12 protein-coding genes are annotated in these 12753 nt (G+C 68.0%); 6 read left to right on the forward strand and 6 right to left on the reverse strand.

The genetic code is table 11. The annotated features are described in order from the left end of the window. The 5 genes from AC1DH3_RS10910 to AC1DH3_RS10930 all read right to left on the reverse strand — a co-directional run. Nucleotides 1–1088: NHL repeat-containing protein (locus AC1DH3_RS10910; RefSeq protein WP_476909387.1), on the reverse strand; the 1088-nt coding region annotated here is incomplete at its 3' end. Between the two features lie 81 nt (nt 1089–1169). Beyond that, the gene (locus AC1DH3_RS10915) at nt 1170–2531 is read right to left on the reverse strand and encodes an adenylate/guanylate cyclase domain-containing protein (protein WP_476909310.1); all 1362 of its coding nucleotides are present in this window, start codon (nt 2529–2531) and stop codon (nt 1170–1172) included. Continuing rightward, nucleotides 2521–3117, reverse strand: a complete 597-nt coding sequence (locus tag AC1DH3_RS10920) for a PH domain-containing protein (RefSeq protein WP_476893199.1) — start codon at nt 3115–3117, stop codon at nt 2521–2523. The genes AC1DH3_RS10915 and AC1DH3_RS10920 overlap by 11 nt, the downstream gene beginning before the upstream one ends. Then, nucleotides 3110–4027, reverse strand: coding sequence for a biotin--[acetyl-CoA-carboxylase] ligase (locus AC1DH3_RS10925; RefSeq protein WP_476893200.1), 918 nt, complete (start codon nt 4025–4027; stop codon nt 3110–3112). Before AC1DH3_RS10925 ends, AC1DH3_RS10920 begins: the two co-directional genes overlap by 8 nt. A 184-nt stretch (nt 4028–4211) precedes the next feature. Next, a complete protein-coding gene (locus tag AC1DH3_RS10930; RefSeq protein ID WP_441418403.1) occupies nt 4212–5117 on the reverse strand; it encodes an SDR family oxidoreductase in 906 nt (301 codons plus the stop codon). Between the two features lie 346 nt (nt 5118–5463). Here AC1DH3_RS10930 and AC1DH3_RS10935 point away from each other — a divergent pair, with 346 nt between their 5' ends. The 4 genes from AC1DH3_RS10935 (at nt 5464) to AC1DH3_RS10950 (ending at nt 10780) form a co-directional block, all read left to right on the forward strand. After that, entirely contained in the window at nt 5464–7047 is a 1584-nt protein-coding gene (locus AC1DH3_RS10935; protein WP_441418404.1) for an acyl-CoA carboxylase subunit beta, read from the forward strand. Then, the gene (locus tag AC1DH3_RS10940) at nt 7044–7292 is read left to right on the forward strand and encodes an acyl-CoA carboxylase subunit epsilon (protein ID WP_476909311.1); all 249 of its coding nucleotides are present in this window, start codon (nt 7044–7046) and stop codon (nt 7290–7292) included. Before AC1DH3_RS10935 ends, AC1DH3_RS10940 begins: the two co-directional genes overlap by 4 nt. A gap of 53 nt (nt 7293–7345) precedes the next feature. Further along, the gene (locus tag AC1DH3_RS10945; protein ID WP_476909312.1) at nt 7346–9055 is read left to right on the forward strand and encodes a DUF885 domain-containing protein; all 1710 of its coding nucleotides are present in this window, start codon (nt 7346–7348) and stop codon (nt 9053–9055) included. 273 nt (nt 9056–9328) lie between these two features. Continuing rightward, nucleotides 9329–10780 carry a dicarboxylate/amino acid:cation symporter gene (locus tag AC1DH3_RS10950; protein ID WP_441418407.1) on the forward strand — a complete coding sequence of 484 codons (1452 nt, stop codon included), beginning with the start codon at nt 9329–9331 and terminating at the stop codon, nt 10778–10780. A gap of 77 nt (nt 10781–10857) precedes the next feature. Here AC1DH3_RS10950 and AC1DH3_RS10955 read toward each other — a convergent pair whose 3' ends face one another. Then, a complete protein-coding gene (locus AC1DH3_RS10955; protein ID WP_476909313.1) occupies nt 10858–11436 on the reverse strand; it encodes a hypothetical protein in 579 nt (192 codons plus the stop codon). Nucleotides 11437–11630: 194 nt separating this feature from the next. Between AC1DH3_RS10955 and AC1DH3_RS10960 the strand changes: the two genes are divergently transcribed. Both AC1DH3_RS10960 and AC1DH3_RS10965 read left to right on the forward strand, forming a co-directional pair. Beyond that, nucleotides 11631–11999 carry a YbjQ family protein gene (locus AC1DH3_RS10960; protein WP_476893204.1) on the forward strand — a complete coding sequence of 123 codons (369 nt, stop codon included), beginning with the start codon at nt 11631–11633 and terminating at the stop codon, nt 11997–11999. 46 nt (nt 12000–12045) lie between these two features. After that, nucleotides 12046–12753, forward strand: coding sequence for a TetR/AcrR family transcriptional regulator (locus AC1DH3_RS10965; RefSeq protein ID WP_476893205.1), 708 nt, complete (start codon nt 12046–12048; stop codon nt 12751–12753).

The raw sequence follows: 12753 nt of genomic DNA on the forward strand, positions 1-12753 counted from the left end.
GGCGGGATGACGTCGTCCCAGTTGTTCACCAGCTGCATGTTCTGGTTCACCAGCCACACATTGCCCGAATTCACATCATTGAGCACCACCACATCCCGGTTCACCCGGAACACATACGACGGCGACGCGGACGCCTTCGGCACATCCACGCTCCTGTCATCGGCATCACTGCCGCAGTCCCGCACATACTTATTCGCCCCCGACCACGCCGCATGCACACAACCACCCAACTGCACCGGCGCCGCCGGAACCCCCTGCCCGCCAAAGGCCACCGTCTTCGCCGCCGAACCATCCAACGGCACCTCAAAAAGCGCCTTCGGCGTCGCCACCGCCACCGCACCCGCCCCGGGACCGGGCTGCTGCAGCTTCGCATCCTTCGCATCCGCCAACGCCAACTCACGCCCGCCCGGCAACAACAACTTCCCGCCGCCCGCGTCCAGCACCACCGGCTGATCCCCCACCACGCTCAACTGGATGCTGCCCGCACCCTTCAACCCCTCCCACGAACTCACCTGCGAATCCGTGACCCGGCCATCAGCATCCACCGCCGTCACCGTCACCTGACCCGACGTCGGATCCGCACTATAAATCCGGTCATCAGCCCCCACCGCCGACACCGTCCCCCGCGCCCCCGACAGCACCGGCTCCGAATTCTCCTCATCAAAACCATTCACCGTCGACGGCGACAACGCCCACACCCGGCCCCGCGCCGCATCCGTCACCGCAATCACCCGCGACCCGAAACTCACCTCCGCCGACCCCGGCAACTTCTTATCCCCGCCCAAACGCATCTGCGCCGCCGACACCTGGTTCAACGTCGAACCCGACGCATCATCAACAAACACCGTCCCGGCATCCTGCAACACATCAAACGTCGTCGACGCCGGCGTCACCGCACCATCCAACACCCGCGACGGATAATTCAACCGCCCCACCGCATTCTTCGCCTTCGACACCACCCACACACCACCATCGTTCAACTCCACCTCAGCAGTCTTAAACCCCGGATAGATGATGGCCCCCGTCACCAACACCGCAGCAGCAGCCACAAGCTGGACGCAGTGAAGTGCCTTGGCGTGGTCGGATATCCACGACTATGACATATTGACCATCGAATAGAGAAACCTGCGCGCCGCTATTGCGGGCGTTCAGGGTCTTTGCCTGGCCGCCTAATCCAGGACCAGGCCCCTCCCGCTGCCCCGTTGCAGCTCCACGGGGTGGATTTCGCCGAAGCCGCGCACGTTCTCGGCGTCGCGGGGAAGCAGTACGAAGCGTTCGTCGTGTTCCAGCGCCGCCGCGGTCATGGAGTCCACCAGCACGGTGCCCGGATCGGCCAGCGCCGTGAGGCGGGCGGCCAGGTTCACGGTGGGCCCGTAGATGTCACCCAGCCGGGAGAGGATGCGGCCCCACACCATGGCCACGCGCGCCTGCGGCAGGATCTCGTCCTCGTTGAAGGCCTGCGAGAGGGCCAGCGAGATCTCGGCCCCGGCAGCAGGGGTTTCGGCAATGTAGAGGACTTCATCGCCGACCGTCTTCACGAGGCGTCCGCCGCCGACGGAAATGATTTCCGCGCACTTGTTCTCAAAGCGCTGCACCAGCTGGGCAAGGGTCTTTTCGTTCATCCGGCGGGACAGGCTGGTATAGGAGACCAGGTCCGCGAAGCCGACGGCCCGGGCGAGCGGCAGCGGGGCGTCGTCCTCGTCCCCTTCGCGGCCTTCCTCGCTTGAGGCCAGGCCGGCCTCGGCGCGCACGGCCAGGCGCTGCACCCCGGCGTTGAGCTGGCGGCGCCAGGAGTAGACCAGCATTTCCTCGAGTGCGTCCACGAGCGAGGGCAGTTCGCTGACCAACCGCTTGCGGGCCACGGCGTCGGTGACCCCCTGCTGGTGGACCATGTCCTCCACCAGGGCCTCGATCTGCCAGACCACCATGCGGTCCGTCATCTGGCCGATGGCGCGGGTGACGGAGATGGCCGCTTCCTCGGTGAGCTTGCCGGCGCGGACCAGGTCCACAATTGTGCTCAGCGCGGACTGGTCCCGTTCCGTGAACGCCACGTCGTCGTCGCCGAGGTTGGGGAACCCGAGGGCGCGCCAGAGTTTCCGGGCGGACAGCAGGGACAGCCCTGCACCGGCAGCCACCTCGCGGCGGCGCAGCTTGCGTTCGCCGCCCAGCAGCCGCTGCTCGAGGGCCTTGGTGGCGAGGCGTTCCGCGGACATGGTGCCGGTGGGAGGGGTGGCAGGCGGCTCTTCGGCGGCAGCCGGGCCGGCGGCGGCGGCGTCGTCGTCGTCGGTATCAGCGTTGTCGTCGGTGGCGGGGTCAGCAGCACCGGTGGCGGGGTCAGCAGCACCGTCGGCGGGGTCAGTGGCGTCGGAGCCGGCGTCGGTGTCGAAGTCGGCCGGGTCATCGGCGTCGGAAGTTGCGAGGGAGTCCAGCACGGCGGCTTCGAGGGAGGACGCTTCGAGTACCGCTTCGGGCACGTCCGAGGGTTCGGCGGCCAGGAGTCCGGTGTCGGGGTGCACGTTCTCAGCGTTCATCTCTTCCACCTTCTCTCAAGTCCATGGGCCATTCGCCGGGATCGTGCATCGTGTCGTCGGCCTCAAGCAGTTCGTCCTCCGGAAGTTCGTCTAACGCGTCGAGAATGAAGTTCCGGAACGTCATGACTTCGGGGACGTCCGGAATCACCGTGCTGGAGGGGTACCCGGTATCCAAGGATATATTCCCCGAGCGCAGGGTCCGTTGGAGCAGCGTCTGTTCGATGAACACATTACGGACCGCGGCCAGCGGAACCTGCTGGTCGCGCCGCCGCAACATGCCGTATCGGGCAACCAGGCGCCGGCTGGTCAGGGTGTAGCGGCTGGCGTGCCAGGTCACCACCCTGGGGAGGCAGTAGCCCACCAGCACCCAGGCCGCCAGCGCCAGGCAGCCGCCGATCAGCCACGGCGTCCAGTCGGGAGTGACGAGCGGGACGAGTTTGGCCGGCCCGCCCTTCACAATCCAGGCGCAGGCAAAGGCGGTGAGGGCGGAGACCAGGATGAACAGCAGGCCCGGGACGATCAGTGTCCGCGGCTGGGGGCGGGTAACGACAATCACTTGCTCGCCCGGGAGGAGCTCCTTACGCATAGCCGCTTTCGCCGCCGGCCTCGCCGGGAGGGGTCCACGGACGCAGGTGCACGACGTCGCCGGCGGTCACCACGTGCTCGTGCCCGGCCGCATCGACCACCAGCAGGGATCCGTAGTCGTCCAGCCTGGTGGCGTGGCCGATGATCTCGTGGTCGCCGGGAAGCTGGGCCCGGACCTGCTTGCCGAGGGTGGTCAGCACGTGCTCCACCCGCTTGTGCAGCGAAGGACCGCCAGCCATTCCCGCGGCGGGGTCGCCGTCGGCGTTGCAGAAGCTGCGGTAGAGCGTGGCGAAGCGGGAGAGGTAGCTTTTCAGCAGTGCCGTCCGGTCCACCGTCGTCGGGTGTTCCAACAGCACCGAGGTGGCCGTGGGCACCGGAAGTTCGGCCTCGGTGAGAGTGACGTTCAGCCCGGTCCCGAGCACCACGGGGGGAACGGCGCCGTCGCCCATGGGGCCCAGCTGTGCGAGGATGCCGGCGATCTTCTGGCCGCGGACCAGGACGTCGTTGGGCCATTTGAGTTCGGCCGGGATGCCGGCGGTTTCCAGCAGGGCCTCCCGCAGCGCGAGCGCGGCAAGCAGCGAAAGCCAGGAGTAGCTCTGGGTGGGCAGCGGGCGGCCCTCGGCGTTGACCGGCCGGAGCACGATCGAGACCGAAACGGAGCTGCGGGCCGGGGCTTCCCAGTGCCGGTCCAGGCGGCCGCGGGCGGCGCTCTGGTACTCAGCAGTGAGCACGGACAGGTCCGGCCAGGCACCGGGATCCACGCTCACGCCGCGCAGCAGGTCCGCGTTGGTGGAGCCGGTGGACTCCACTACGGTCAGTTGCGGGATGCCGTTGGCCGAGAGGAACGCGGCGTCGCTGAGGGCGCCCTGGTCCAGGGGTGGACGGTCCGGTGTCTCTTGCGCGGCTTGCATGCTTGAATCCTACCGAGTTACCGTTCCGCCGGCTGCGGCCCGGTCACCGCGGAACGTCCCCACGTTTGGACGCCGCCGCCGGCGCGTTGCACTGACACGCCGCGGCATTCCGGCGTCGAACCCGCAAAGGTGGGGAGTTTCGGCGGCCCGCACCGCCCCGGAACGGCGAAAAGCGGCCGGGAACTCAGAGGAAAATGTCAGGAACCAGCCGGTCTTCCGGCGCGCCCAGGCTGTACGGCGCGAAGTCCGTGACGCCGGCTGCGGCCAGCACCTCTTCGTCGGTGTAGAAATTTCCGCTCCAGCTGCCGGATGCCGGGATGGCATTGCTGGCGGTCAGCACGGCGTGGGCGGCGTCGGCCATGATCTGCGGGCCGCGCGCACCGCGGACGATCTGCTCGCCGCCGGGCATGTTGCGGATCGCGGCGGTGTCGATCAGGGTGCAGGGCCAGAGCGAGTTCACGCTGATACCGTCCACCTTGAGTTCTTCGGCCAGGCCCAGCGTGGTCAGGCTCATGCCGTACTTGGCCATGGTGTAGGCAAGGTGCATGCCGGCCCACTTGGGGTCCAGGTTCAGCGGGGGCGAGAGCGTGAGGATCTGCCCGGCCGTGGATTCGCGGAGCGCCGGCAGGGCGAGCTTGCTGAGCAGGAAGGTGCCGCGGACGTTGATGTCCTGCATGAGGTCATAGCGCTTCATGTCCACGGCGTCGGTCTTGGAGAGGTCGATCGCCGAGGCATTGTTGACCACAATGTCGATCCCGCCGAAGCGTTCGACGGCGGCGGCAACCGCGCCGGCGACGTCGGCGTCGTTGCGCACATCGCCGACCAGCGGCAGCGCCTGTCCCCCGGCCTCCTCGATCTGCTCGGCGGCCGAGTAGACGGTGCCCTCGAGTTTGGCGTGCGGCTGGCCGGTCTTGGCCAGCAGCACGATATTGGCGCCGTCCCGGGCGGCACGGAGGGCGATCGCCAGGCCGATGCCGCGGCTGCCGCCGGACATCAGGATGGTGCGGCCCGCCAGGGTACCCGAGGCCTGGTACGGCTCCGGCTGGCGGGGTTCCGGGGAGACGGCCGAAGCGTCGTTGCTTGAAGTCATAGCCCCACCTTAGCCGATGTTACTCACCAGTAACATACCTTTTCGCGGGACGGTCATGACGTTCCCGCCCGGTTATTGCCCGCGCGGACGCGGAAATATGGCCCGCACCCGCGGAATTCCGGGGTCCAGCCCCGGTGCGGCCGCGGGCAACTGGGCTGGAGCGCAGCAGCCGGCGGTGAAGCTTGGGGTGAAAATTGTAGGTTTTCTACAGCGGCGCGGACGAATACCGTCACTAGACTTGCCAGCACGGCCATGTTTTTGTGTGGAATCCACTTAAGCGCCACCGCACAGGCCTGCGACAGCCGTAACGATGAACAGCAGCGAACAACAGAGCCGGAGACACTTGATGAGCCACGATCTGACCACGACCGCGGGAAAGATTGCCGATTTCCGCGACCGCCAGGCCCGTGCCGAGCAGCCCTCCGGCCCGGAAGCGATCGAGAAACAGCACGCGCGCGGCAAGAACACCGCCCGCGAGCGCATCGACCTGCTGCTCGACGCCGGGTCCTTCGTCGAGTTCGACGCCCTCGCCGTGCACCGCTCCACGGCGTTTGGCATGGAGAAGAAGAAGCCGCTGGGCGACGGCCTGGTCTCCGGCTACGGCACCGTGGACGGCCGTCCCGTGGCCGTGTACAGCCAGGACTTCTCCGTCTACGGCGGTTCACTGAGCCAGGTCAACGGCGAGAAGATCGTCAAGGTCCAGGAGTTCGCGCTGCGCAACGGCTGCCCCGTGGTCGGCATCCTCGACGGCGGCGGCGCCCGCATCCAGGAAGGCGTCGCCTCGCTGGCCATGTTCGCGGACATATTCCGCAACAACGTCCACGCCTCCGGCGTCGTGCCGCAGATTTCGCTCATCATGGGCCCCTCCGCCGGCGGCGCGGCCTACTCCCCCGCCCTGACCGACTACGTCGTCATGGTGGACAAGACCTCGCACATGTTCATCACCGGCCCGGACGTGATCAAGACCGTCACCGGCGAAGACGTCGACATGGAGACCCTCGGCGGGGCCCGGCAGCACAACGCCAACACCGGCACCTCCACCTACCTCGCCGCCGACGAGGCGGACGCCGTCGAGTTCGTCCGCGAACTCCTGGACTTCCTGCCCTCCAACAACCTCGCCGAAGCCCCGGTGCTGGAGCACAGCCAGCAGCCGGAGCTCGACGACGACGACCTGGCCCTCGATGTGCTCATCCCGGACTCGGCCAACCAGCCGTACGACATGCGCAAGGTGATCGAACAGATCGTCGACGACGCGCATTTCCTGGAGATGCAGTCGCTCTACGCGCCGAACGTGATCATCGGCTACGGCCGGGTCGAGGGCCACACCGTGGGCATCGTGGCCAACCAGCCGATGCAGTTCGCCGGCACCCTGGACATCGCAGCCTCGGAGAAGGCCGCCCGCTTTGTCCGGCACTGCGACGCCTTCAACATCCCCATCATCACGCTGGTGGACGTGCCGGGCTTCCTGCCGGGCAAGGACCAGGAGTTCCAGGGCATCATCCGCCGCGGCGCGAAACTGCTCTACGCCTACGCCGAGGCCACCGTGCCGAAGCTGACCGTGATCACCCGCAAGGCCTACGGCGGCGCGTACATCGTGATGGGCTCCAAGAAGCTCGGCGCCGACCTCAACCTGGCCTGGCCCACCGCGCAGATCGGCGTGATGGGCGCCCAGGGCGCGGTCAACATCCTGTACCGCCGCGAGCTCGCCGCGGTTGCGGAGGCCGGCGGCGACGTCGAGGCCAAGCGCGCCGAGGTCATCCGGCAGTACGAGGAGGAGCTGCTCAACCCGTACCAGGCCGCCCAGCTGGGCTACGTGGACGCGGTGATCGCCCCGTCCGAGACGCGGCTGCAGATCATCAAGGGCCTGCGCGCGCTGCGGGACAAGCGTGCCAGCCTGCCCGCCAAGAAGCACGGGAACATCCCGCTGTGACGCCCTCGATCGAACCGGGGACCGAGCCGGAAGCCACCCCGCCGGCGGCACAGCCGGCGCTCGCCGTCGTGAAGGGCGAGCCGACGGCCGAAGAACTCGCGGCACTGACCGCAGTCGTCCTTTCCCTGGGCAGCGGCGAGACGGCCGCTGCGGAGAAGCCGGGCGTGCGGCACTGGATCCGGCGGCAGCAGCTGCAACTGGCGCCGAAGCCGGGCCCGGGCTCGTGGAAGCGCAGCCGCGGCTAAGAAAAGTTCAGTAACCCTTTCATAACTGGCGCGGCCCGGCTAGTCTCGTTCGGGTGACTACCCAAACAACTCAGAACACCACGCCCGACAATCCGGTTCCGGCACGCCCGCAGACCGCGATCGACGTCGTCGCTGACGCCTTCACGGACACCCTGATCCGGCTCAACCCGAGCTTCGCCACCGAGCTGGGCCTGCCCGGCCACGAAACCGAGTACCCGGACTTCTCCCCCGCCGGCCATAAGGAGTTCGCTGCCGCGGCCCGCGAGGCCCTCGCCGCGCTGGACGGGCTGGAGCCCGCTGACGACGTCGACGCCGTCACCCTGGACGCGATGCGCGAGCGCCTCGGCCTGCAGCTTGAGATCCACGACTCCGGCTGGGACCTGGCCGAGCTGAACAACATCGCCTCCCCGGCCCAGGAGATCCGCGCGATCTTCGACCTGATGCCGATGGACACCGCCGCGCAGTGGGAGCACATCGCCGGCCGCGCGCACAATGTCCCCGCTGCCCTGGACGGTTACATCGTGTCGCTGCGCACGGCCCGGGACGCCGGCCGGGTCTCCGCCGCCCGCCAGGTCCGGATCGTGATCGAACAGACCACCAAGCACGCCGCGGACGACGGCTTCTTCGCCAAGCTGGCCGCCGAGGCAAAGACCGCCGAGGGTCCGCTGCCCGAAGACGTGCAGTCCAAGCTCGACGCCGGAGCTGCCGCCGCCCGCGCGGCCTATGCCCGGCTGGCCGGCTTCCTGGAATCCGAACTGCTGCCGGCCGCCCCGGAAAAGGACGCCGTGGGCCGCGAACGCTATGCCCTGGCCTCCCGCTCCTTCCTCGGCGCCACGGTGGACCTTGAGGAGACCTACGCCTGGGGTGTCCAGGAACTCGACCGCCTGATCGCCGAACAGGAGCGCGTGGCCAACGAGATCCGGCCCGGCGCCACGGTCGAAGAGGCCAAGGAAATCCTGAACAACGATCCGGCCCGCGAGCTCAAAGGCACCGAAGCCCTCCGGGCCTGGATGCAGGAGCTCTCCGACAAGGCTGTGGCCGACCTCGCTGGCGTGCACTTCGACATCCCGGACGCCATGAAGACGCTCGAGTGCAAGATTGCCCCCACCCAGGAAGGCGGCATCTACTACACCGGCCCCTCGGACGACTTCAGCCGGCCGGGCCGGATGTGGTGGTCTGTGCCGCCGGGCGAGGACACCTTCACCACCTGGGCCGAGACCACCACGGTCTACCACGAGGGCGTTCCGGGCCACCACCTGCAGGTCGCCACGGCCACTTACCGGCGGGAGCTGCTGAACAAGTGGCGCCGCAACGTCTGCTGGACCTCCGGGCACGGGGAAGGCTGGGCACTGTACGCCGAGAAGCTGATGCAGGAGCTCGGCTATTTGAAGGATCCGGGCGACCACATGGGCATGCTGGACATGCAGCGCATGCGGGCGGCCCGGGTGGTGTTCGACATTGGCGTGCACCTGGAGTTGGAGGTGCCCGAGCGTTGGGGGTCGGGCACCTGGACTCCGGACACGGGGTACGAGTTCCTGAAGCAGAACCTTGCCATCAGCGAGGGCCAGCTCAAGTTCGAGTTCACCCGTTACCTCGGCTGGCCGGGGCAGGCGCCGTCGTACAAGGTGGGCCAGCGGCTCTGGGAGCAGATCCGCGCCGAGCTCGAATCCCGGCCGGGCTTCGACCTCAAGGCCTTCCACACCAAGGCGCTCAACATGGGCTCCGTGGGGTTGGACACGCTGAAGCGGGCGCTGCTGGGGTAGGCCGGGCCTGTTGCAGGCACCCTGCCTGGTGTCCCGGGGGAGCAGCCATCCTCTGCGTGCTCGCTCGTTCCTCGCTTAGACGCACGCTGCCGGATGCCTGCTCCCCCGGGCCTATGGAGAGACAATCGCCACACTCTGGGGTGGAATAACTTCATAAACGGGTGGTCTTTCGGCGTCTTTGCGGGGTTCTTGCGCGCGCCGTTCAATTCGGGGCGCGTAACATTTCTCAATGTTCGTTCGCCGTGATAATCGGCCCGGTCCTAGCGTATTCGGGTGACCACTCAGACAAGCACCCCCGCAACCGCAGGCAAGCCCGGTTTCAAGCTGCCCAAATGGGCCGGCTCATTCGGCTTCCAAATCATCGCCGCCCTGATCGTGGGCCTGGGCCTTGGCCTGCTCGCGAAATACACAGGCAGCACCAAGGCCAACCCCAACGCCCTCGGCGCCACCCTGCAGACCATCGGCTCGAGCTACGTCTCGCTGCTGCAGACCGCCGTCGTGCCGCTCATCTTTACCGCCGTCGTCAGCTCCATCTCCAACCTGCGCGCCGTCTCCAACGCGGCCCGGCTGGCCTGGAACACGCTGCTCTGGTTCGCGATCACCTCGCTGATCGCGGTGCTGATCGGCATCGGCCTGGGCGTGCTGCTGCAGCCCGGCGCTGGCACCGGCATCACCAAGCAGGCCGAGTACGCCGGCAAGTCCGGTGACTGGTGGGCGTTCCTGACCGGGCTGTTCCCGAAGAACTTCCTGGGCCTCGGCGCGAGCACCACCGTCACGGACGGCGTCGCGACCACCGCCGTGAGCTTCAATGTCCTCCAGATCCTCGTGATCGCGATCGCCGTCGGCATCGCGGCCCTGAAGGTGGGCAAGGCCGCCGAGCCGTTCCTGAACCTCAACGCCTCCGCACTCGCCGTGATCCAGAAGGTCCTCTGGTGGATCATCCGGATCGCCCCGCTCGGCACCGTCGGCCTGATCGGCAACGCCGTGGCCGTCTACGGCTGGGACACCATCGGCTCGCTCGGCAAGTTCACCTTTGCCATCTACGTTGGCCTCGCCCTGGTGCTGTTCGTGGTGTACCCGGTCCTGGTCCGCAGCCACGGCCTGTCCATCAAGCAGTACTTCTCCGGCGTCTGGCCCGCGGTGCAGCTGGCCTTCGTTTCCCGCTCCTCCGTAGGGACCCTGCCGCTGACCCAGCGCGTGACCGAACGCTCCCTGGGCGTGCCCCGCGCCTACGCCTCCTTCGCCGTGCCGCTGGGCGCCACCACCAAGATGGACGGCTGCGCCGCGATCTACCCGGCTGTATCCGCGATCTTCGTGGCCCAGTTCTTCGGCATCCAGCTGGACTTCACCCAGTACCTGCTGATCGCCCTCGTCTCGGTGCTGGGTTCCGCCGCGACCGCCGGCACCACCGGCGCCGTCGTCATGCTGACCCTGACACTCTCCACGCTGGGACTGCCGCTGGCCGGCGTCGGCCTCCTGCTGGCGATCGACCCGATCCTGGACATGGGCCGCACCGCGGTCAACGTGGCAGGCCAGGCCCTGGTCCCCACCATCGTGGCCAAGCGCCAGGGCATCCTGGACGAGTCGCTCTACAACGCCCCGCGCAACGGTGACCCGTTCAGCGACGACGTCGTGGACGCCGATGTTGTGGACGCCTCCCGTGTGGACGCCGACGGCGGTGTCCCGGCTGCCGAGGGACGCGAACTGGCCGGCGCCAAGGCCTAAGCCCAGCGCCCAACGAAAGTAGTCCCCGGGATTCTCCTCCCGGGGACTACTTTTTATGGTCCTGGTGCTGCTGCGCCCTAGTGGCCGCCTCCGCCGATAACGCCCTTCTCGACGGCCTTGGTGACCGCGTCGGCCTCGGCCTGGGTCAGGGTGCCGTCGCTGACAGCCTTGTCCAGCCTGGTCTTCAGCGCCGCGGCGCGTTCCGCCTGTTCGGCGGTGCGGAGCTCCGTCAGGGCCGCCGTCACCTTGGCCTCGTCAATGCCCAACGAGGACGCGAGGGACTTCGCCAGCTCCGCCTCCATGGCCGCCCTGTCCGGCCGGGTACCTTCAGCCGGCCGGGCGGTCGGTTTGTGGGCGTCGCGGAAGGCTTTCAGCGCGTCGGCGACCTTGGCTTCGTCCACGCCGAGCTTGGCCGCGAGTTCGGATGCCCGCGCACCGCCGAAGCCTCCGCGTTCGCCGCGTTCACCGCCAGGGCCGTGCCCGCCGCGCATTCCCATGCCGTCACCCTTTGTGCTGCTTCCGTCCGGGGAAGCGGTGGAGCTGGGGGTGGGGGTCGGCGTCGTGGTGGCGGAGGCCATCCCAGCGACTCCGACGCCGGCGCCCAGCGCCAGGGCGGCGGCCGAAATGCCGAGCGTGATTCTCTTGGTACGTGACATGTGCGCTCTCCTGGATCTGCCGTACAGCGACGGCTCTGCGGTCAGTGGTCTTTCGCAAGACGTGACTCCAGTGTGTGCCGCGGGCTTCGGCGGGAGCTGTCCAGAACCTTTCATCTTCCTGTGAATGCTTCCAGGCCGTGCCGTTCCCCAAAACCTTCCCTTGTCCCGGGGCGCAAAGTGGCTAGGCTCAGGTCATGCTGATCGTCACCTCAAACGACATCCCCGGCCACCGGATTGACGCCGTCTTCGGCGAAGTCATGGGACTGACCGTGCGGTCGCGGGACGTCGGCGCCCAGGTCGTGGCGGGATTACGTTCGCTGGCCGGCGGCGAGCTGCGCGAACTGACCCAGGTGCTTTACGAGAGCCGGCAGGAGGTCATGGCGCGGATGGTCGCGGAGGCCGCGCAGCGCGGTGCCAACGCGATCGTGGCGATGCGGTTCGACACGGCCCACATGGCCAACAACTGGACGGAGATCTGCGCCTACGGCACGGCGGTGTTTGCCATCCCGCTGGGCGCCGGCGAGCCCGGCGCAACGGGCCAGTCCGTCCAGCTGACGAGCTGAGCCCAGAAACTTGCCCTGAGTGCAAACATGCACATAGTGTAAGTGCATGCCCACTCCGCCCCTTTCCGACCCCGACGGCGGGGCGGCGCCGCCGTCGCGGCGCGAGCTGAACAAGGCCGCCACCCGGCAGGCCATTACGGATGCCGCGCTCGGCCTGCTCCGTTCCAGGGGCCCGGGCAACTTCACGGTGGAGGACATCGCCGAAACCGCCGGCATCTCCCGCCGGACCTTCTTCAACTACTTCAGCAGCACCGAAGTGGTCATTGCCTCCGTAACCCACGGGTTCCTGGACACCGCGCTCCAGCAGTTCCGGCTGCGCCCGGCCGACGAACCGATCCTGGAATCAGCGCAGGCGGCCCTGGTTGAACTCGCCGACCCGATGACCATTGCTCCGCTGGCTGAGCTCTACAGCCTGGGCCAGTCCAACCCGCAGCTCAACCGGTCCGAGCTCGAGGCCTGGGACCACTGCACCGCCGAGATCATCGACGCCGCCCGCGAACGCTTCGCCCGGGGCTCCGGCGTCGAAATCGACGAGCTGTACCTGCGCGCCCTCGCCGGCTCGGTCATCTACTGCGGCAAAGCCGCCATGGATGTTTGGTTCGCACGCTGCGGCGGCTCACTCACCCCCGAATCGCTCTCCACCCTGCGCCAACTCCTGATCGACTCCATGGGCCTGCTGGGCTCCGGATTTGCCTCCCCCGCAGCCGTCCCGGCCGCCACCCCACCCGCCGCCCCTTCCCCAGATCGGTCCTGA

It is taken from the genome of Arthrobacter sp. 05L428 (assembly GCF_056397665.1).